Genomic DNA, 19,303 nt, shown 5'->3' with positions numbered 1-19,303 from the left:
GGCGCCTGATCGTTGAAACGAGGAGACGAGACAATTCACGTCTCCTCAGCATCTGAACTATAGCGGATCAACCGGCGTTTTTGCCGTTGATCCGCGCAGTCTTCAGAATCTCGATGACCATTTCGGAGGCCTTGTTGAGCGAACCGACCGGCAGGAACTCGTAGATCGAGTGGAAGTTGTGCGCGCCGCAGAACAGGTTGGGGCAGGGCAATCCTTTTTCCGAAAGCACCGCGCCGTCATAACCGCCACGCATCGGCAGCGGCGTCGGCTCAACACCTATTGCCTTCATGGCGTCCAGCGCCAGCGCGACCGGATAACGATTTTCGCCTTGCAGGCTCTCGGCTGCGTTGCGGTAGACGGCCTTGTAGTCCACGTGAACCGTACCCTCGCCATGGAGCTGGTTGAAGCTTGCGGCGAGGTTTTCAATGAAGACGCGGCGCGCCTCATATCCGTCCTTCGTGAAATCGCGGATATCGATGACAAGGGTTGTCTCGGCTACGGACCCCTGAATGCCCTTCGCCCAATAATAGCCCTCGGTGCCTTCCGTATATTCGGGACGCTCGCCTCCCGGCATCATCGCGATGAATTGCTGGGCGTAGAGAATGGCATTGCGCAACTTGCCCTTGGCCGACATCGGATGCGCCGGCTGGCCCTTGAAGGTGAGGCGGAACTCACCGGCATTCCAGTTCTCATAAACGATCTCGCCAACCGCACAGCAGTCGAGCGTATAGGCGAAATCGGCATTGAGGGAAGCGACGTCGAGGGCCTTGGCGCCAAGCAATCCGATTTCCTCATCGGGCACGAAAACGACCTTGACCGTACCGTGCTCGATTTCGGGATTGCCGGTCAGCACCTGCATGGCATGCATGATCTCGGCGATGGCGGATTTGTTGTCGGCCCCCAGCAGGCTGGTGCCGTCCGTCACGATGATCCTGTCACCGACATAGCGTTCGAGTTCAGGAAACTCGGCGAGCCGCATGGTAGCGCCGGTGGCCTGGTTGAGCACGATATCGCCGCCCTGATAATCGACGACATGAGCGCGGGTGTCGGTCGTATATTCGCTCGACGTATCGAGATGGGCGACCCAGGCAATTGTCGGAAACCGCTGGTCACCGTTTGGGACATTGGCAGGCAAGGTGCCGACGACGATCGAGTGGTCACGCTCTTCAACCTCCATGCCCATGGCGCGCATTTCGCTGGCGAGCAGCTTTGCGAGATCGGTTTGTCCGGCGCTCGACGGGAGTTTCCCCGCATTGGGTACGGCGGTCGTGTTGATGCGGGTATAGGCTAGAAAGCGGTCTACGATATCCATGTCATTCTCTCGAATATTGGTCAGATGCGGCCCCGGATTCAGCCGGGGCCCAAAGAAGATAGCGGGCGTTCAAAGCGCGCTTCGATCTGGTTGAATCCGATCGGCGCTCTGAACCTGTCATTCTGGAGCATGATCCTGATCGATCCCGTTCACTCGGGTCGGATCATGCTCCATGCCCACCAACCGGAGTTCATCGCCGGTCATCCGGCCAGTCATCCGGCAAGCGGGGACAAGCCTTATTCCTCGATGTCGACGTCTTCAAAGAGATAGCCGCCAAAGGGATCGATGCGGAAATCCCGGACCTTCTTGCTGATCGGCTGCTCGACGATCTGATGGGCGATCGTCAGCCACGGCGCCTGTTCCTTGAACACGACCTGCGCCTGTTCGTAGAGCTTGGTGCGCTCGGCCTGATCCGTCGTCAGCTTGGCCGCCTGAATGAGCTTCTCGAAATCCTGATCGCACCAGTTGGCGCGATTGGCGCTGCCGATGGCCTTGCAGCTCAGAAGCGCGGCGAGGAAGTTGTCGGGATCGGCAATGCCGCCGGTCCAGCCAAGCATGACGGCGCCATCGCGGTCCTTGTCCAGCGAACGCTTGAGATATTCGCCCCAGTCATAGGTAACGATTTCGGCCGTTACGCCCACCTTGGCGAAATCGGACTGGATGAGTTCGGCAGCGCGGCGCGCATTGGGCATATAGGGCCGCTGCACCGGCATGGCCCAGATTTTCATCTTGAGGTCCTTGACGCCTGCCTCGTCGAGCATCTTGCGCGACTGTTCGGGATCGTAAGCGTCGTCCTTGACGTTCTTGTTGTAGCCCCAGACGCTTGGCGGCAGCGGATTGACCGAAGGGACAGCCGAGCCCAGATAGACCGCATCGATGATCGCGGCCTTGTTGACCGCCATGTTCAGCGCCTTGCGGACACGCACATCGTCAAACGGCTTCTGCTGGGTGTTGTAGGCGAGGAAGGAGAGGTTCAGCCCTTCCTTGTGCAGCATTTCGACAGCCGGATCCTTCTTCATCTCCGCAATGTCGGCCGGGTTCGGCGCGGCAATGACATGGCATTCGCCGGACTTCAGCTTCTGGTAGCGCACAGCCGCATCCGGCGTGATCGCGAAGATCAGATTGTCGATCTTCTGCTTGCCCGCCCAATAATCGGGATTGGCCTGATAGCGGATGGCGCTATCCTTCTGATAGGCGACGAACTGATAGGGACCGGTTCCGACCGGCTGCTGGCTGAACTCGGGAATGCGGCCTTCCGCGACGAGCTTGTCGGCATATTCCTTGGACTGGATGACGGCAAATGTCAGCGACAGCGTGGAGATGAACGTCGCTTCCGGATGCGCCAGCACGAACTTGACGGTGTGATCGTCGATCTTTTCGATCTTCTCGATCAGGGAAGGAAAGGAGTAGGCCCCGAACTGCGGCCACGTGCCCTGATTATAATAGGGATTGTCCTTGTTTCCCTGGCGGTCGAACGTGAAGATCACGTCATCTGCATTGAATTCGCGCGTCGGGGTGAAGAAGCTTGTGGTGTGGAACTTCACGCCCTTGCGCAGATGAAACGTATATTCCTTGCCATCGGCGGAAACGTCCCAGCTTTCCGCAAGGCCGGGCTCCAGCTCGGTCGAGCCGCGCTTGATCTTGATGAGCCCGTTGGACACATTGCGCGCCGAAGCATCATAGACGGCGCCGGATGTCGTCTGCGCCGCGTCGAACATTTCGGGAGATGCCTCGGAGCAATAGATCAATGTCTTGGCGAAGACCTGTCCAACTGCCGTGCTGTTGAGCGCAGCCGCGACCAGCGCGGCTGAAAATAGTTTTCCGTATGTGTTCATGAGGCTGCATTCCCTTGCTGACGACGCGACCGACCTTCGGTGGTGTGTTGTTCAGTATCGACTTTTCCAGATGATTCTAAACAGCGGTGCGATTTTTATATGAGCGCGCAAAGCTGCGTGAAGCAAGCCGGTCTTTGGAGTTCCGGCCGCTAATTCGCTATTACCGGGCTTGCGGGACGGCATTTGCCAGCGGTGGGAAACTCCAATAGTTTTGCACCTGCCGATCGAATGATAAACATAGCCGATGCGATATTCTGCCTGGGCAGGCTGATACCGGGATGCAATTCATGAACTTCAACAACAGAAGCACCCGGGGAAATTTCCGCTCTGCCCTATTGCCGTTTTTCGTGTGGCTGCTGTTCAATCTCGTGGCGATGGGCGGCCTTGTGATCTACCAGCGCGCCGCACTTTTGTCCGAGCTTCAGGCCGCCAGTTTCACGTTGCACCGCGAGGCCTCGCAGCGCGCAGGCCAGCACGATGCCCATCTGACCGCGCTTTCCACGATAGCCCAGTCCAAGGCGCGAACCGCCGATGTTTCGCAGAACGATGTCTTCCTCGAAGTGGCGGCGACGATCACCCGGTTCTATCCGCGCATCGACGAAATTCAACTGGTGCCGATGGACCCGGCTCTGCCCGTGGCCGGCACCAGAGCGCTGGAACCGGAGCTGGCCGACACCATACGGGCGGCCGTCCGTTCCTACCGCGGCCTGCCGGAATTGCTGGCGCCATCCGCGCGGCCCGGCCACTACATGATGGTAAAACGCAGCCCCAATACCGACAATCCGCATGACGGTCTCACATTGTCGATCGATGCGGGGAGCCTCATCGGTTCCGACGATGCGTTCTGGAGCGGCAAAGGTGTCGCGCGACGCATCCTCATGCCCGATGGCACGGTTCTTTTCAGCCAACCGGCCTCCTTTGACGATGTCGATTTCTCCAAGAAGCTCGGCAGTGCCTCGCAGCCGTTGCTTTTCCAGACTGCGCTTGCCATGAGCTGGGGCGACCTGCTGCCGTTTGACCAGCTGATACCGCTTCTCATCCTCACCAACCTGTTGTTCTTCGGCGGATTGATCATCGTTCGCCAGACGCAACGCACCCGCCATGCGGAACGCCGCGCGGAGCTGAGCGGCTTCGAGGCGCGGCTCGCCCATGCCTCGCGGGTCAATACGATGGGCGAGATGGCAAGCGGCATGGCGCATGAGCTGACGCAACCCCTGACCGCCCTTCTTGCCGGCGCGCAGGCAGGGCGCCGCCTGTTGAGCCGCAACAATACGGCGGCTCTCGCCGGAGCGCTGGACGATATGGTGGAACAGGCGCGCCGGGCATCCGCCATTCTGGACCGCCTGCGCAACTGGTCTCGTCCGCAGCGCCGGCAGACGACACGTGCCGATCTGCGCCTGTCGCTTCAAAACGTGCAGACCCTGCTCGCCTCGGAAGCTGCCCGCCGGGGCGTCAAGGTCGAGCTTGGGATGCCGGAGACACCGGTGATGGCAGCGGTCGATCCGGTGGAAATGGAACAGGTCATGTTCAATCTCCTCCGCAATGCGATCGAATCCTTTCATGAGGACGATCAGGACCGGCGCGTCAACGCGTCCCTGAAAGCCGATGGAGCGGTGGCGGTTCTGGAAATTGCGGATAATGGTCCCGGCGTCGCGCCGGACCTGTTGCCCCGCCTTTTTACCCCGTTTACCACAAGCCGTCCTGAAGGGACCGGCCTCGGCCTGGCCCTCAGTCAGCGGCTGGTGGAACGTTTTGCCGGAGAGATTTCCTATATCCCACGGGAGCGCGGCGCGCTGTTTCGCGTTGTGCTGCCAATCGCCGAAGAGACAGGAAGTTAAGAGAATGGTTCAGCCGGTCTATCTTGTCGATGACGATGAAGCAGTGCGAAAGTCGCTCAGCCTGCTTTTGTCGACCATAGACATGGAGGTCAGGAGTTTTGCCGATCCGTCTGCATTTCTGGCACAGCTGCCCCGGTTGAAGCCGGGCTGCATGATCTTCGACATTCGCATGCCGGTCATGACCGGCCTGAAACTCCAGGAACTTCTGGCCGGACAGGAAATCGACTGGCCGGTGATCATCATTTCGGGCCATGGCGACATCGAAGCCTGCCGCCGTGCCTTTCGAAACGGCGCGGTGGACTATCTTTCCAAGCCCGTCGATGAGCAGGATCTCATCGATGCAATCCAGAAGGCGCAGCAACTGCTGGATCAGCGGCTCGGCAGCAAGGCGCTGCGGGCCGAAACACTGGCGCTGCTGGACACGCTGACGGCGCGCGAGCGTGAAGTGCTTGGCCGTATCGCGCAGGGGTTCACGACCCGGCAGATTGCCGATGGGCTTGAACTGTCGCCGCGCACGATCGACAGCCATCGCGCGGCCATCGGGGCGAAACTGGGCACGACCTCGCAGGCGGAAATGACGCGCTTGTGGCTGGAAGGGCAGTCCACTCCGTAGAACTACCGAGAAGTTTGTAAGAGCTACGGATTTCGCCGCTCGCCGACGAAAACTAAATGTTCCTCATCACAACCGAGGAACGACCATGATCCGTAAACTTGCAATTGTCGCCCTGTCGATGTCTCCCGCTACCGCTTTCGCCCAGACCCTCCCCACCACGCCTTACCTGCCGCTCGATCTGGCAACCAAGGCCGCACAGGCTGCGCTGGATGCCTGCGTCGCCAAGGGCAGCAATGTGAGCGTCGCGGTCGTGGCGCGCGACGGGGCAACCAAGGTTCTGCTCAAGGCCGATCTTTCCGGCCCGCATACCGGCAACAGTGCCGAAGGAAAGGCATTTACGGCAGCCGCTCTGGGCCGCGACTCGGGCGAGCTTGCGGAGTTCATCGCTTCGAAGCCAGCCAATAACGGCATGCGCGACATGGATTCGCGCTTTGTTATCCAGGCGGGCGGCCTGCCGATCAAGATCGGCGACGCGCTGGTCGGCGGCATCGGGGTCGGCGGCGCACCGTCCGGCGCGATTGACGCGGAATGCGCCCTTGCCGGTCTTCAGGCTATCGAAGCCAAGTAAAATGACAGGCAGGACCGGACCTTGTCCGGCCCTGCCTTTATGTGCCCAACGGCACCTCCCCGACGCCCGCGCCCTGATCGCCGCAATCCCTGCAAAAGCCGTGCCGTTCAAGGAATATGGCTTGCATCGGGGCGCGGGGGCTGATTTTCTGCTCGCCAAAGCCGACGCATCGACGGCTTCGTGGCCGGCGGAACACCGCATCTGCGGATTTTCTGACACGCTTGTATCGCAGACGAAAATCGGCACCGTGACCTGCGGTGGGCGGTCCATCCCGCGCGAACCGGCCCGAAACGTCGCATGCTCGGGATAATGCGGAGGGGACAGAATGGCCGCGAGCCCGGCAAAGCGACTGATAACATTCGGTATGGTTATTCTGCGTGAAGCGGTCGGCGTCTACTGGACGCTGATCAAGATCATGCTGCCGGTGATGGTGCTGACACAACTGGCTATCGAAATGGGGTTGATCAAGGCCATCTCGCCCGCCTTCGCCCCGGTCATGCAGTTCGTGGGCCTGCCGCCGGAGGCAGGTTTCGTCTGGGCGATGAACCTTCTTGTCGGCATCTGGAGCGGGGCCGTGGTGATGTTCGCCGTCCTGCCGGTCGACACACTGACCACAGCACAGGTGACAATCCTCGGTTCGCTTTTCCTCTTTGCCCATGCTCTTCCCATCGAACAGCGTATTGTGCAGAAGGCGGGTCCGCGCCTGATCGTCTCGACGCTGATCCGGGTTGGCGGTGGGCTTTTCTTCGCCTGGGGAATTAACCTGATTTCCAGCCGCACCGGATGGCTCGCGGAACCGGCTGCCCCGAACTGGGTGCCGGGCCATTACGATGCGAGCTGGACCAGTTTCGTGGCGGATACGGCCTCCACGCTGGTCTGGATATTCATTGTCCTGCTCGGTCTGGTCGCGGTGCTGAGAACAATGGATGCCCTCGATGTAACGCGCTTCCTCAACCTGCTTCTTTCGCCATTGCTGCGCCTGCTCGGCATAGCGAAGGCCGCCGCTCCGCTAACGGTGGTCGGGCTGGTGTTGGGACTTTCCTATGGCGGGGGCCTCATCATTCGTGAAGCGCAGCGCGGCCATATCCAGCCTCGCGACGTCTTTCTGGCGTCGAGCTTCATGGGGCTCTGCCACAGCCTGATCGAAGATACGCTGATAGTCGTGGCTCTCGGTGCGGATATCTACGTGGTCCTGTTTGGCCGCCTGATTTTCTCGGTTCTGCTGGTTGCAGTCCTCGCAAGGCTTCTGCGCGGAACGGGCGATGCCTTCTTCTTCCGCTTTCTTTACCGGGACAGGATGCATGGCAAATCGCGGCTGCAATACGGGACGGCGGCAGAGGGCCCACTGGATTCGTAGGCGGAGATTTCGGAAGCTTCCAATGTGACAGCGCGCTTCAGTTCGCATTAAAAAATCCCCCACGCGAGGGCGTAGGGGTAAGGGATGCACAGTGATGGGTGGAAGCAACTGAGGGGAAGCGCTTCCATGAAAACCAATAATCAAAATAGTATTCTGAGGCTGAACGGAGTCCTAATCTGTTCGTGCTATCAATATGGATAGAAAGCACCTTTCTCACCTGCAAATCAATCGCAACAATTTGAGGGGGAAAAGTTGGGACCTTTAATCCGGAGCTGGAAGCAGGCGGGCAAAAGGAACCCCGGTGCTGTTGCTGCGCTGGGGTTGTGCGCAGCAAGGGACACTCTACCACCGGCTTTGCACGCAGGAAGTGTAAGGAAAGGCTGGAAGGTGGGAAATCCCATGGTTGCGGGAGGGCATTCTGGGTCGCATCTGGCTCGGAACAGGCGGGAATTTCCGTGACCTGAGCGCATCTGAAAAGTGTGACACGCTTTTCGGAACGAGTTGCGGGGAAAACCCCGGACAATCGATATTTGGAGGGGGCGTCAATGTTCCATGGCGGGTCTCAGGAACAATGCCTCGGCTATTGTCGAAAGATCCTTGTGGCGAGCGCTCAGCACGAAACCGGCGAAGCGCTGGCTGTCCAGTCTGGGATTTTCGGGCAGGGCGAATATGAAGGGGATGGCACCGCGTTCCAGCTGGTCGATGAGCGGGAGCACCGCGTCCGGTTCCAGCGCGACATCCATGACAACGGCGTCCACAACGCCGCCTTCCAGATAATTCAGCGCCTGGATGGCAGTGCTGACCGGACCAAGCACGATGGCTCCGGCATTTGTCAGCCTGGCTGCCGCTTCTTCCGATAGCAGGAACCCGTCTTCAAAAACCAGAATGCGTTTTCCCGAGAACAGACGCATAATATCATCATTAGACTTATTCATTACAAACAGTTGGCCATGTCTGGGACCAAATGACAAGATGCCTCGTGCTGAATTCACATCACGGGCCAAAACACGATAGCGCGGGACAATACGCCTGAAAAACACTATCTAGGCTCCCTCCATGATATCGTGCAGTTTGTGTCGCGCGCGGTGCAGGCGGCTTTTCACCGTGCCGATGGAGCAATCGCAAAGCTCTGCGGTGCGCTCATAGCTTTTGCCTTCCAACACCACCATCGCCAGTACCCGACGATATTTATGAGGCAGGGTCGCCATCGCGGTCTGCACATCATGCGCTTCAAGGGTCAGTTCCTGCGAGGCTTCCACCGAGACTATCGGAGAGACGCACTCGACGGCGCCTGGTGCTTCGCGTTTCTGAATCCGAATCCGGGTGCAGAACGTGTTGCGCATGATCGTAAAAAGCCACGATTTCAGCGGCGAATAAGGCGTGTACTTTTCCCGGTTGGCCAGGGCTTTCATCAGGGTTTCCTGAACGAGATCTTCCGCGTCTTCCTTCTGGCTGTAGAATGTGCGGGAAAAAGCGCGAAGCGCCGGTATCATCTCAACGAGATGTTCCGGCTCCAGCATGTAGTCGGGATCGGGGGTGAACGACATCGCAGTGGCCTTTCCGAACCAACGTCCGGTTAGAGGATGGGGCGGCACAAGGCCGCCCCTTTAATTTACGAATTCTTATGGCTCTGCTGGCCTGCCTTCACATGCTGTTCGTGGCTTCCGCCACGCGAAGATGACTGCTGCTTGTCGCCGCCGCCTCCGCTGCTTGCTTGCTTGCCATCGTTCTTGTGGCTCTGCTGGCCGGCTTTCACGTGTTGTTCGTGTGTGCCACCTTGCGTGTGATTCTGTGCCATTCTCTTTCCTTTCAGTGGTTCCAGACCAATGATTTTGGGAGTGGAGTTTGTCGCGCGTGACATAAGCCTAACCTTGAGGCCCGGAGGATGTTCCAAGAAAAAGCCTGTAACAAACTTCACGTTTCGGACGCGCGCCCGAACTCTGCAACCTGGCCAAGTTCCTTCAGGAACATCGCCCGTTCGCGGTCGTAACCGCTCCTGCCGCGCAGCCGCAGCAGATAGGAGGGGTGGATGGTCACAAAGACGTGGCGGTTTTCGTGCTGCAGGCAACGGCCGCGCACGGCGGCTATCTTCACAGGCTTATCAAAAACGGCGCGGGCGGCCACGGCTCCCAGCGCAACGATGATATGCGGCGACACTTGTTCGATTTCCTGCTCAAGCCACCAGCGGCAGGCTTCTATGTGGCTGGTCGACGGGCGCTGGTGGAGGCGTCTCTTGCCGCGCTGGATGTGGCGAAAATGTTTAACGGCGTTGGTGATGTAGCACCGTTCGCGCTTGATGCCGACTTCGGCGAGACAGGCGTCGAAGACCTGGCCCGCAGGACCGATCAGCGGGCGCCCTTCGATATCCTCCTTGTCGCCGGGTTGCTCGGCGACAAAGAAAATTCCGGCCCCGACAGGGCCTTCCCCGAAAACGGTCTGTGTCGCATCCTTGTAGAGCTCGCAACGCCGACAAGTCTGCGCTTCCGCGCAGACTTGCTCAAGGGTAGGCTGGCGATGTGAAATTGCCGGGGCGGGGCTTGTCATTGCCGCTCCGTGGCGGAAGGCGGCGGCTGCGATTCCGTGGATGTAGGCGGTGTGCTGTTGTCATCCATGAAACCGCGCCCCGGACGCATTTGTCCGTAAAGTTCCACCGCACCCCAGACAATCATCGCCAGTATCAGGCTGGAAACGAGGATTGTGAGGATACGCCCTCCATTCAAACCTTGACGGGCCTTGCGCGGATCCACCTCTTTCATCGGCCGATCCACCTAGCCCCAGCGCTGACGTTCGCGTTCGATCTCGTCTGCCGTGTAGGGCGCAGCCGACGCATTGAAGCTCTCCCATCCTTCCTCGAGATAAGCGTCGCGGCGCTGGCCGATATTGACACGTCCCCAGTCTTCCAGAATGGCTTCGACCTTCTCGCGCTCGCTTTCGTCGCAGCGGACCGCGACCAAAGCGCTGCCCCGGCGAATGGCTTCGCTATAGGCCTGCGCCTCTTCCTCGGGTATGCCCGTATCAACGAGGGCGCCCACGATACCGCCTGCGACGCCGCCGGCTGTCGCGCCGCCAACAAGCCCGACCAGCGTAGCGGTGAGCCAGCCACCTGCCACGACCGGGCCGACGCCGGGAATGGAAAGAAGGCCAAGCCCGGTCAGCAGTCCGGCACCGCCGCCTGCGACCGCGCCGAGACCGGCCCCGGTTTCGACGCCCGTCACGGTGCTCCCGTCCCCTTCCGCGGCATCGCCTGCATATCGACCATCGGTATTATTCGAAATCAGGCTGATATTGTCCGAAGAGATCCCCGCTTCCTCAAGGGAACGAACGGCGTCCATTGCTTCGTCATAATTGTCGAACAGACCTGTGATATAAGCCATTTTCATCTCCTTTAATTCGGTTGCCGGTTACAGCCGGATCACTGCGTGGTGATGTTTCCCTGGAAATCGAAAAGAACCTTCACGGGCTGCCCGTTACGCGCAGCATCGGCGCGCCAGACGCCATCCTCGCCAAGCTGAAGGTGCATGATGTTGGTATAGCCTTCTTCGGTCAGGCGTTCCTTCACCTGATCTTCGGTAAAGCTGTTCTGCCCCGGCACGGGCGCCTTGGGGTTTTTCTCTCCGGGTGTCGTCACAGCAGGTGTTTGCGGGTCACTGGAGGGGGCGGCGGTTTGGGCAAAAGCTGCCGGTGTGACCAGCAGGAAAACCGCGCTTGCGCAATATCGAATAGACTGTTTCATCGTAGGCTCCCTTGTTTCTGGGGACTGTCCCAACCAACGAGCCGATCGAATGTTCCCTTGGAATTTCAACGGGCACCGAGAACCATTTCCCTGATCCAGCGGGTCAGGAGCTGGTTGTAGGTCTTTTGATGGCGCTCTTCCGTGAGGGCATGGTCTGCGCCGTCCAGCATGCGAACGGTCAGCGAACGGGCATTGATGAAGGCGGTTTGATAGCTCGCCACTGTCGGATGCGGAACGATGACGTCATGCTCGGACTCGACCAGAAGCACATCGCCGCGAAATTCCCGTGCCTGCCGCAAGGCGCGGTTGTCGTCATAACTGACCAGTGCCGAGCGATAGGATTGCAGGTCCCTGCGATCGAGCCTTGCCTTGGGAACCTGCCAGAGCTCGTCACGATAAAGGGCAGGTGCTCTGAGCGCCAGCCAGCGAACGGGGCGCAATTCTGTCAGCAATGTCGCGAGATATCCGCCATAGCTGCTGCCTATGACGACAATGGAGTCGTCCTCGACCATCTTGAGGCTGGCCAGGCTGTCATAGGCGGCGATTGCGTCGTCGAGGTTTTCGCCGCGCGTCACGGTCTTGTTGCCGGAGAGCAAATCCCCGTGGCCGCGCATATCGAAGGTGAGGCAAACGCAGCCGAGCGAGGATATTGCATTCGCCCTTTCGATGTCGCGTTCCTGGCTGCCGGCCCAGCCATGAAGAAAAAGGACGCCGGGAATGGTAGTGTCTGGAGAGATTACTGTCGCGGCCAGTTCATACTGGTCGACACGGACGGCGGTATCGTTACGGATCATGATAGATTTTCTCGATTCTCGCATATTTATGCAGGGGCTGACCGAGATCGTCCTCACCGGAATAGACGATGAAATCATCGTCCCGGAACGTCGGCGCTTCGTCGCGGCTCTCGTGCAGAACGGCCTGCACGGCGGTCACGGTTTCATCCTGCATCAGTTTTTCCATTGCCAGCAGTTCAGCGGGGGAAGCGCCTCCCACGCGCCACGACTGTTCAAGCACTCCACAGCGCACGCCATTTTCGGTTATCGGCCCGACAAGCACGTCATAATTCCTGCGTGACGCGACCAGTCCAAGATGCTCGCGGGCCGCTTCATCGTAGCGCCGGGCATTCTCCACGACCTTGCGTGCAGTTGGCGATTGCAGAAGCTGAAGAAGCGCATCCCAGTCGCCGCGCACCACGCGCAACCGGCTGCCGGCATAAAATTCCTTACCGGCCTTGTCGCGGGAACTGTACTGACGGCCCAGATAGGTTCCGACATGGTTTCCAAGCTGGATCTGCCCGACGGAATAGGTCGTGGAATTGTCCACATCCTCTTCGAGAACCAGTCCGTTTGCGATATCGACCTCTGAAACCTCGGCGAGAAAACTGTCGAGCGAGCGGACGGTGTCGATGACGCTCTGGTCCTCGCCGCCGGACGCATAGGGATTCTTGAACCGAATTTTGTGCTTTTTCAGCAAGGCACTCGCCGCTTCCAGAGCGTGGCGGTGCGAGAACACCGAGAAGCCCGGCAGAACGCAATCCTGCAAACATGCCGCGAACTGTCCCGTCCATCCCTCGGGCAGGTCGTCGTGGTCGTGCCAATGTGGATGGGTAACGAGCTTTGTCGCCATGAAACCGCGATGAACGATGCCGCCATAGAAGCGATCCACGGTCATGTCGGGGTTCCCCTCCTGCCGGGCGAGGGCGTAGGTCGGGATAAAAAACGTTTCGCCATCTTCGTCGAAGTCTTGCCCAGTGGGAAGTAGTTGCCGGCCTGTGAGGGCCGAGAGACGCGTAGCCAGCGCTTCCGCGCTGGCTACGGTGTGGTGGCTGTCCGACGCCCGGCAGACGACGCGAATTTTCCCGCATGGGGTCTTCCCGCAAAAGGGCGCTTTCCATGTCGTCACCTCGCTGTCGATCCCGGGCTAGCGGTTGCGCACAGGCTGCGATCAGGCCGCTTCCGCACGGAGATTGGCGGAGGTTTCGGCAAGCTTGGTCAGGTCCTTGTCGGTCTGGCCTTCTTCCTGCAGGGTTTGATCGAGGATATTCGCCACGTCCTTGTATCCAAGGGTTTCGGCCCAGCGCTTCAACGTGCCGTAGCGGGTGATTTCATAGTGTTCCACGGCTTGGGCAGCGGAGATCAAACCCGCGTCGAGCGCAGGGCTGTTCGAAAATTCCTCCATGATCTCCTCGCCCTCGGCGATGATGCCTTCAATGGCGTCACAGGTCTTGCCCTGCGCACGCTTGCCGAGAATCTCGAAGCACTGCTGCAGACGTTCCACATGTCCTTCGGTCTGTTCCCGGTGTTTTTCGAACGCGCTCTTCAGCTTCTCATCATTGGCCGCGCGGGACATCTTCGGAAGCGTTTTCAGAATCTTGCGCTCCGCGTAATAAATGTCCTTGAGGGTATCGTAGAAAAGATCTTCGAGATTGCGTAGCTTGGTGCTGGCCATTTCAGGCTCCTCCTATGGTTCCGAAACTGTCATTGTCGTGCGGCTGAAAATCCCGACGACGGCACACCTAACTCCCCAGCGATCGTTTTGTTTCGCCCGTTGGACAAAAATCAAAACGTCAGGGCTGCGTGGGAGAGCGGGCCGGTTGGGTTGGGCTCTCCGGCGAGACGTCCCCCTTGTCGGAAGTGATGAACAGGCTGCCCAACCCCAGCAGCGCCACGGCGAACATCACGACGGCAAGCCATTTCAAAGTGGTCATCGTTACGTCCCGTCAGGATTTCGACTTGTGCTCGGGCTTGCCCTTCTGCTTGGTGGAGGCCATCTTCTCGAGCTCTTTTTCGCTCATGGATTTGGCCATTTCCTTGGACGCTCCACGCAGTTCGCTTTTTGCCTTGTCTCCGCGCTTCGCCGCCAAAGCCGCACCGGCAGCCTGTTGCTGCGCTTTGGATTTTGCAGGCATCTTCACCTCCTGTGATGGTCAGTTCTGTTCGGTTCCACGGCTTTCCCGCCGCAGTTCACGCGCGCTGGGGTTGGCCAGATCATTCGGACGCTTGCCGTTGGGGCTGTCGAAATCGAAATCCGTTTGCGGGTCGTCCGACTGCGGCTGGCGCGGGTTGCCCGGCGCGTTCGACTGCTCATGCGTCGGCCGCGCCTGATGATCGCGTGGTTCGTGCTCGGACGGTTCGCCCGCCCCGACGCGATCCTTGTCGAAGTAAGGAAATCGGATGCTTGCGGCATCGTAGAACATGACGGTTCCTCCAGTTGGGTGCCATGGAGTGCCCATGGGTGTCATGACGGCTGAACGTGCCTCCGAACCGGCTTGCGAGCAGTTTGTTCCATCGAGGCACCGAAACCGGTCGATGTCGCGGACAGGTAAAAGGAACATGGGCAGCCTTCGGCAGTTATCGAAACCCGCAAGAGAGGAGTTTTGATATGGCCCAGACAAGGAAATGGTCAGGCGAAGTAACAGAACACAGCGACGCCCTCGATCTGGAGCCGCATGTGTTCGAACAGGACGATCCGAAGAAAATTGCAGCTTCCCTGAAGCGCTCAGCCGACAAGAGCCATAAGCGCAAGGCGGAGCCGTTCCGCTCGGCAATGTCCATGCTGACTTTCTACATCAATCGCGCGGGCAAGAATCTACCGGAAAAACGCAGGCATGTGCTGGAAGCAGCCAAGGGCGAACTGCGCAAGGCCTACGGCAAGCCGGACCACGCTTGACACCCGCTGAAGGGAGAAATCGCATGAAAATTCATATCGAAGAAAGGGGAGCGGCATTGAGGTTCGTCCTGTCCGCAGACCCTGAGCTGCCTTCCGACCCACCGGAAATACCCGAAAAGGAGCCGGAAGGCATTCCCGTCGAGCCGCCTGAAACCATTCCGCAACCAGACAAGGGACCGTTCAGCCCCGACGAACCGGAACAGATACCGCCGCTTCCGATGCCCGAACATCCTTCGCGCGGTCCGGCAAGTCCGGACCAGCCGACAATGCAGCAAGAAGCATCGGGGTGAATGGAGCGACGGTCGTCATCCGTCGTCGTCATTCCGTCCCGCATGCTTCGGCTCACTCAGCGCATCGGAAAGGTTCTTGCGGTCGGGATCGGACAGGTTGTGTCCGGCGGCGTCGCGCTTTTTTGCCGGGTCATCAACGGCGGGTTCATAGCCGCGAGGCCTGTTTTCCGGCGGGCCTTCCCATTTCGGCTTCTGGTCCGTGGTGCCGGCTTTCGGGTCGTGTTTCATTGCAGCCTCCATTTGTTGAAACTCATCCCCAACCGAGCAAACGCCTGATTGTTTCGTTGAACGACGCGAACGCTGCGTGAAGGCAAGCGGCACAATTGCCGAGATAAAGTTCCGGAACAATTGGCCCGCCTCATGGTTGGAACCCAGAGGTCCACAGCGATGAAGACAGTTTCAGAAGACAAAAGCATTGGCGCCCGCACGCGAGGCGCGATCCAACGGGGCGAGACCGGCGACAAGGTTCCCGGTTTCGATCCTGCGGCAGCTCCTATGGAAACGGACGCCGAGGCAGGCGGCAGTTCCCAGCCTGCTGGCAAGCCCCAGCCGCAGCCCGCGAAGGCTGATGACAGCAACGCTTCCAGCCATGCATCCGGCCTGCGGGCGTGGTCGTCCGAAGGAAACCCGCAAACCGCAAGAGGAAAAGCCCCACTGAGGGAAGGCCCTGTCTATCTCGTCTGGTGGTTCATCATCGCGATGGTCGTCATCGGTTATTTCATAATCTCATGGGTGTGGCGATGAATATGCAATCGAAACCTGAGCAAGACAAAAGAGCCGAGCCTTCGCGAACGCTCGGATACTTTCCGCGCTTCGCCCTGGTCATATTGGCGGTTCTGCTGCTTCTGTTCCTTGGATGGAGCCTGACCGGCGGCGGATCGGTATCGCAGCAGCAGGGCATAGAGACGCCCCCCGCGACGGATTCCAGCGACCAGCCGGACAAGAATCCGCCGGTCGAAAACCAGCGGCCGCAGACGGGCACGGGAGGCGACCAGCCGACCAATCCGCCAGAAGGGCAGAAATGAAGGGCGGAAACGGAGATCAAAAAAGAGGTCGTCATGAACAAGCAACCAACCACCCCGCTTACGGATGATGAAGACGTAAAGTTTCTTGCCGAGAATTCCGATGTTTCACCGCTTCAGGCGCGCCAGCTGATCGAACGTTTCGGCAGGGACAGGGAAAAGCTGCTTGAAGAAGCGAAGAAGTTTAAAGCGGAAGGATAGAACAATGGCTGAGATCACACGCGATCACGACAAGATCCGCCGGTGGCGGGTGTCTCTGCGTGGCGGTCCTGATATCGCTTGTGGGCAAGTCGCGACGCCAGTTCGGCAATGTAGTTCAGGTCCCTCAGGCCGTTCTGGTAAAGCATTATGATGGCGGTAGAAAGATCTGTCGCAGCATATTCCCTGTCGCTTTCCTCAAGAATAATCGCGGCATGGGAAAAGCAACTGCGCATGAAGGTCACTTCTTCCGGCTTATAGATACGGCTCGCTTCGTTGAAGAGCGGCATACGATCCTCCTTCGGGACACATCAACAATACGCTTCTTAATTATTTAAGATAGGCACGATTGATCACTTCATATTTCGGTGCTGCCTGGGCTCACGGCAGGCGGCCGCTTCCTTGTTCGGGATGGCGCTCAAGGTTTTGGCGGTTGAGGCAATCGAAAACCCGCTGCGCCTCCTCTTCGTTCAAGGCGATCTGCAACCGCCCCTCGAACGTGATGGGGTTGCCCTTGAAGGCATCGATCACCGACCAGGTGCCATCGCCATTCTTTTGAAGTTTGTACCCGTTTTCTACCATGGTCGTCTCCCGTCGCGGCCTGTCTCCGGCAAACTCGATGGGCCCGAATTCAACGGGTACCCATGGTCGATCTGCTCGAGGCCGCCCGGCTCCAGATGAAGCCGAGCCACCATTGATGCAAATGCCGGAGAAAAGAAGTTAACGAAGCAATGGTTCGAATGGTTCCGTCGGACGCTGGTCAGCATGCATGCCGCCAGATGCAGCGCGCGATATCCCAAGTTTCGGCGACAGGGGGTGGGCGTCAATCCGGTAAGCGAACTGACGCCCACGGGAGTGTTTACAGATGATCGCGCGGAATGGTCTGGTTCCATTCGCGGGTCGTGACAATTTCGCCGTTTTCCTTTGCCGTCAGAACTCCGGAAATATAGAAGTTTTCGGCATCCGAATGCATTTTCGTGGTGCTGTCGATGTCGATCAGCCACCCTTCGCGGCCCATCTGATAGGCCTGTGTCAGCACGTAGGATGCGGACAGCGGGTCGTTATCATTGATGCGCAGTTCACGCTTGAGGCTGTGGCTCAACTGAGTGCCGATATCGTCAAAGCGCAGAATTCCCTCACCGAAAAGACCGCCGATGCCCTCCGTCACATAAAGCGTTTCGCCGGTGACGTGATCCTGCTCGGTCCAGCGGCGCACGCTGCCCGGATCAAGCTGGGTGATCGGCGTCGCAGGTCCATGAGCGGGTTTCTGGAAGGAAATCTTTGCATCGTCGGCGGAAGCCGGACGTAGCGGCAGATCGAGGACCGACGCTGCGGTATCGAGTGTCAGTGTCACACGTTTTGGCGATGGCCAGACCATCGGCCAATAGCCGGTGGCAACCGAAAGACGGATGCGATGTCCCTTCTTGAAGCTGTAGCCGCTGTCGTTGAGCTTGATCGCGATTTCATAGGTCTTGCCCGGCACCAGCATTTCCGGCTTGTCGTGGCCATTGATGTGATTGAGGTTGAAGACCTGATAGCTGACACGGGTGATACGGCCATCGGGTAGAATATCGCTCAAACGCAGCGAAACCTGCGCAACCGGCTGATCAACAGTAAACTTCAGACGCGCAACCGGTGCACCAAGAATTTCGAGATCTTCGATAAGAACAGCAGTGTCGAAGTTGAGCGAGCCGCCATCGTCGAGGCGCTGGTCGGTCGGGTGCTCACCAGGACAGCCCGTAGCCATCCATTCGCCACCTGCCTTGCCATGACTGTTCGGTGAAGAGATCGAAAGCACACCGTGCACGGCATCGGCCTCGCCGAGCGTGAAGTCTGCGCCAAGAGCAAAAGGCTTGAGGGCGATTTCGGACGATGGCCAGTTCTTTTCGCCAACCCAGCGACCATTGGTGAAGTCGCGCGAGCCGGTCGGTTCGATGGTGTCGCAGATATAGGCACGGAGCTTCGGCTCATCCATGATGCCGGTCTCTTCGCCCTTGAGCCACTGGTCCCACCAGCGCACTGCTTCCTGCAGGAAGCCGATAGCGGGCCCTGGCAAGCCGTCCTGCGGGTAGACATGACCCCAAGGGCCGATAATGCCACGCGCTGGAACCTGAAGGTTTTCGAGCAGGCGCGGAACGGCATTGGTGTAGCTGTCGGCCCATGCGCCGATGGCCAGAACCGGGCACTGGATCGCAGACCAGTCTTCGCAGACAGAGCCATGCTTCCAATATTCGTCGTAATGCTGGTGTTCGAGCCAAAGGGCAGGGAAGAACGGGAGGCGTTCCAGACGTTCGATCCAGGCATCGCGCCAGCCAGCGCCCACAATCGCCGGATCGAGCGGACGCGACTGATAGGCGAGCATGATCGTGCCCCACCACAGATTATCGTTGAGCAGCAGGCCACCCATGTAATGAATGTCGTCGCGGAAACGGTCATCGGTCGAATAGGCGGTAATGATCGCCTTCAGTGCCGGTGGACGGCAGGCGGCGACCTGAAGGCCGTTGAAGCCGCCCCAGCTTTTTCCCATCATGCCGACATTGCCGCTGCACCAGGGCTGGGCCGCAATCCAGGCAATGACTTCCAGCGCATCATCTTGTTCCTGCTGGATATATTCGTCCGCCATATGACCATCGGATTCGCCCGTACCGCGCATATCGACGCGGATTGCGGCATAGCCGTTCTGCGCGAAATAGCCGTGCATCGGCTCATCGCGGCCACGCGTACCGTCACGCTTGCGATACGGAATATATTCGAGCACGGCAGGAACGGGATTTTCCTCGGCGCCTTCAGGCAGCCACAGGCGCGCGCCAAGACGGGTGCCATCCTTGAGGGTGATCCACAGATGCTCGGTGACGTTTACGGTCATGA

Annotated in this window: 29 protein-coding genes; 10 read left to right on the top strand and 19 right to left on the bottom strand. The window is 59.1% G+C overall.

What is annotated here, in order from left to right; all coding sequences use genetic code 11:
• Positions 1 to 67 precede the first annotated feature (67 nt).
• Complete coding sequence (gene pepT / locus OINT_RS19125; RefSeq protein ID WP_006469550.1) at positions 68 to 1,312, bottom strand: peptidase T; 1,245 nt, start codon at positions 1,310 to 1,312, stop codon at positions 68 to 70.
• Positions 1,313 to 1,548: 236 nt separating this feature from the next.
• Complete coding sequence (locus OINT_RS19120) at positions 1,549 to 3,147, bottom strand: ABC transporter substrate-binding protein (RefSeq protein ID WP_006469549.1); 1,599 nt, start codon at positions 3,145 to 3,147, stop codon at positions 1,549 to 1,551.
• Positions 3,148 to 3,434: 287 nt separating this feature from the next.
• Between OINT_RS19120 and OINT_RS19115 the strand changes: the two genes are divergently transcribed.
• From OINT_RS19115 to OINT_RS19095, 5 genes are all read left to right on the top strand, one after another.
• Positions 3,435 to 4,985, top strand: a complete 1,551-nt coding sequence (locus tag OINT_RS19115; protein WP_036564797.1) for a sensor histidine kinase — start codon at positions 3,435 to 3,437, stop codon at positions 4,983 to 4,985.
• Positions 4,986 to 4,989: 4 nt separating this feature from the next.
• Positions 4,990 to 5,598 carry a response regulator transcription factor gene (locus OINT_RS19110; protein ID WP_006470794.1) on the top strand — a complete coding sequence of 203 codons (609 nt, stop codon included), beginning with the start codon at positions 4,990 to 4,992 and terminating at the stop codon, positions 5,596 to 5,598.
• Between the two features lie 85 nt (positions 5,599 to 5,683).
• Positions 5,684 to 6,166 (top strand): GlcG/HbpS family heme-binding protein, encoded by a 483-nt coding sequence (locus tag OINT_RS19105; protein WP_006469547.1) that lies wholly within the window; start codon positions 5,684 to 5,686, stop codon positions 6,164 to 6,166.
• 1 nt (position 6,167) lies between these two features.
• The gene (locus OINT_RS19100; RefSeq protein WP_138920929.1) at positions 6,168 to 6,476 is read left to right on the top strand and encodes a hypothetical protein; all 309 of its coding nucleotides are present in this window, start codon (positions 6,168 to 6,170) and stop codon (positions 6,474 to 6,476) included.
• Between the two features lie 15 nt (positions 6,477 to 6,491).
• Entirely contained in the window at positions 6,492 to 7,523 is a 1,032-nt protein-coding gene (locus tag OINT_RS19095; protein ID WP_006469546.1) for a hypothetical protein, read from the top strand.
• Positions 7,524 to 8,065: 542 nt separating this feature from the next.
• Here the strand turns inward: OINT_RS19095 and OINT_RS19090 are convergent.
• The 13 genes from OINT_RS19090 to OINT_RS19035 form a co-directional block, all read right to left on the bottom strand.
• The gene (locus OINT_RS19090; RefSeq protein ID WP_006470796.1) at positions 8,066 to 8,434 is read right to left on the bottom strand and encodes a response regulator; all 369 of its coding nucleotides are present in this window, start codon (positions 8,432 to 8,434) and stop codon (positions 8,066 to 8,068) included.
• A gap of 132 nt (positions 8,435 to 8,566) precedes the next feature.
• Positions 8,567 to 9,070: a sigma-70 family RNA polymerase sigma factor gene (locus OINT_RS19085; protein WP_006470797.1), complete on the bottom strand. Its 504-nt coding sequence runs from the start codon at positions 9,068 to 9,070 to the stop codon at positions 8,567 to 8,569.
• A 65-nt stretch (positions 9,071 to 9,135) separates the two neighbouring features.
• Positions 9,136 to 9,321, bottom strand: coding sequence for a hypothetical protein (locus OINT_RS19080; RefSeq protein WP_006469543.1), 186 nt, complete (start codon positions 9,319 to 9,321; stop codon positions 9,136 to 9,138).
• Between the two features lie 116 nt (positions 9,322 to 9,437).
• A complete protein-coding gene (locus OINT_RS19075) occupies positions 9,438 to 10,067 on the bottom strand; it encodes a UdgX family uracil-DNA binding protein (RefSeq protein WP_006469542.1) in 630 nt (209 codons plus the stop codon).
• A complete protein-coding gene (locus OINT_RS19070) occupies positions 10,064 to 10,279 on the bottom strand; it encodes a hypothetical protein (protein ID WP_006470798.1) in 216 nt (71 codons plus the stop codon). The genes OINT_RS19075 and OINT_RS19070 overlap by 4 nt, the downstream gene beginning before the upstream one ends.
• A 12-nt stretch (positions 10,280 to 10,291) precedes the next feature.
• Entirely contained in the window at positions 10,292 to 10,897 is a 606-nt protein-coding gene (locus tag OINT_RS19065) for a hypothetical protein (protein WP_006470799.1), read from the bottom strand.
• Between the two features lie 38 nt (positions 10,898 to 10,935).
• Positions 10,936 to 11,256, bottom strand: a complete 321-nt coding sequence (locus OINT_RS19060; protein WP_036564767.1) for an alpha/beta hydrolase family protein — start codon at positions 11,254 to 11,256, stop codon at positions 10,936 to 10,938.
• Between the two features lie 65 nt (positions 11,257 to 11,321).
• On the bottom strand, positions 11,322 to 12,050 hold the full coding sequence (locus OINT_RS19055) for an alpha/beta hydrolase family protein (protein WP_006473428.1): 729 nt from the start codon (positions 12,048 to 12,050) through the stop codon (positions 11,322 to 11,324).
• Positions 12,040 to 13,158 (bottom strand): DUF3182 family protein, encoded by a 1,119-nt coding sequence (locus tag OINT_RS19050; protein ID WP_198922959.1) that lies wholly within the window; start codon positions 13,156 to 13,158, stop codon positions 12,040 to 12,042. The genes OINT_RS19055 and OINT_RS19050 overlap by 11 nt, the downstream gene beginning before the upstream one ends.
• Before the next feature lie 42 nt (positions 13,159 to 13,200).
• Complete coding sequence (locus tag OINT_RS19045) at positions 13,201 to 13,704, bottom strand: YciE/YciF ferroxidase family protein (RefSeq protein WP_006469538.1); 504 nt, start codon at positions 13,702 to 13,704, stop codon at positions 13,201 to 13,203.
• Positions 13,705 to 13,822: 118 nt separating this feature from the next.
• Positions 13,823 to 13,963 carry a hypothetical protein gene (locus OINT_RS23925; RefSeq protein WP_006469537.1) on the bottom strand — a complete coding sequence of 47 codons (141 nt, stop codon included), beginning with the start codon at positions 13,961 to 13,963 and terminating at the stop codon, positions 13,823 to 13,825.
• Positions 13,964 to 13,975: 12 nt separating this feature from the next.
• Positions 13,976 to 14,164 carry a DUF3008 family protein gene (locus tag OINT_RS19040; protein ID WP_006471823.1) on the bottom strand — a complete coding sequence of 63 codons (189 nt, stop codon included), beginning with the start codon at positions 14,162 to 14,164 and terminating at the stop codon, positions 13,976 to 13,978.
• An 18-nt stretch (positions 14,165 to 14,182) separates the two neighbouring features.
• Positions 14,183 to 14,452 carry a single stranded DNA-binding domain-containing protein gene (locus OINT_RS19035; RefSeq protein WP_006471824.1) on the bottom strand — a complete coding sequence of 90 codons (270 nt, stop codon included), beginning with the start codon at positions 14,450 to 14,452 and terminating at the stop codon, positions 14,183 to 14,185.
• A gap of 185 nt (positions 14,453 to 14,637) precedes the next feature.
• Between OINT_RS19035 and OINT_RS19030 the strand changes: the two genes are divergently transcribed.
• Together OINT_RS19030 and OINT_RS19025 are read left to right on the top strand one after the other, a co-directional pair.
• On the top strand, positions 14,638 to 14,925 hold the full coding sequence (locus tag OINT_RS19030) for a DUF3175 domain-containing protein (protein ID WP_006471825.1): 288 nt from the start codon (positions 14,638 to 14,640) through the stop codon (positions 14,923 to 14,925).
• 23 nt (positions 14,926 to 14,948) lie between these two features.
• The gene (locus OINT_RS19025) at positions 14,949 to 15,215 is read left to right on the top strand and encodes a hypothetical protein (RefSeq protein ID WP_006471826.1); all 267 of its coding nucleotides are present in this window, start codon (positions 14,949 to 14,951) and stop codon (positions 15,213 to 15,215) included.
• A 15-nt stretch (positions 15,216 to 15,230) separates the two neighbouring features.
• On the opposite strand, the gene OINT_RS19020 is transcribed toward OINT_RS19025, so the two are convergent.
• Positions 15,231 to 15,443, bottom strand: a complete 213-nt coding sequence (locus OINT_RS19020; protein ID WP_025091822.1) for a hypothetical protein — start codon at positions 15,441 to 15,443, stop codon at positions 15,231 to 15,233.
• A 159-nt stretch (positions 15,444 to 15,602) separates the two neighbouring features.
• On the opposite strand from OINT_RS19020, the gene OINT_RS19015 reads away from it, so the two are divergent.
• From OINT_RS19015 to OINT_RS23920, 3 genes are read left to right on the top strand one after another with little or no spacing between them, the layout of a single operon-like run.
• Positions 15,603 to 15,959, top strand: a complete 357-nt coding sequence (locus tag OINT_RS19015; protein ID WP_006471828.1) for a hypothetical protein — start codon at positions 15,603 to 15,605, stop codon at positions 15,957 to 15,959.
• A gap of 2 nt (positions 15,960 to 15,961) precedes the next feature.
• Positions 15,962 to 16,240: a hypothetical protein gene (locus tag OINT_RS19010; RefSeq protein WP_006471829.1), complete on the top strand. Its 279-nt coding sequence runs from the start codon at positions 15,962 to 15,964 to the stop codon at positions 16,238 to 16,240.
• 33 nt (positions 16,241 to 16,273) lie between these two features.
• Positions 16,274 to 16,438, top strand: a complete 165-nt coding sequence (locus tag OINT_RS23920) for a hypothetical protein (protein WP_006469529.1) — start codon at positions 16,274 to 16,276, stop codon at positions 16,436 to 16,438.
• A gap of 14 nt (positions 16,439 to 16,452) precedes the next feature.
• Here the strand turns inward: OINT_RS23920 and OINT_RS19005 are convergent, their stop codons facing one another.
• From OINT_RS19005 to OINT_RS18995, 3 genes are all read right to left on the bottom strand, one after another.
• Positions 16,453 to 16,725, bottom strand: a complete 273-nt coding sequence (locus tag OINT_RS19005; protein WP_006469528.1) for a hypothetical protein — start codon at positions 16,723 to 16,725, stop codon at positions 16,453 to 16,455.
• Between the two features lie 91 nt (positions 16,726 to 16,816).
• The gene (locus tag OINT_RS19000; RefSeq protein ID WP_006471830.1) at positions 16,817 to 17,017 is read right to left on the bottom strand and encodes a hypothetical protein; all 201 of its coding nucleotides are present in this window, start codon (positions 17,015 to 17,017) and stop codon (positions 16,817 to 16,819) included.
• Between the two features lie 277 nt (positions 17,018 to 17,294).
• Positions 17,295 to 19,301 carry a CocE/NonD family hydrolase gene (locus OINT_RS18995; RefSeq protein WP_036565251.1) on the bottom strand — a complete coding sequence of 669 codons (2,007 nt, stop codon included), beginning with the start codon at positions 19,299 to 19,301 and terminating at the stop codon, positions 17,295 to 17,297.
• Between the last annotated feature and the right edge of the window lie 2 nt (positions 19,302 to 19,303).

It is taken from the genome of Brucella intermedia LMG 3301 (assembly GCF_000182645.1).
In the GTDB taxonomy this organism is placed as follows: Bacteria; Pseudomonadota; Alphaproteobacteria; order Rhizobiales; family Rhizobiaceae; genus Brucella; species Brucella intermedia.
This window is presented reverse-complemented; position numbering and strand designations above follow the sequence as displayed.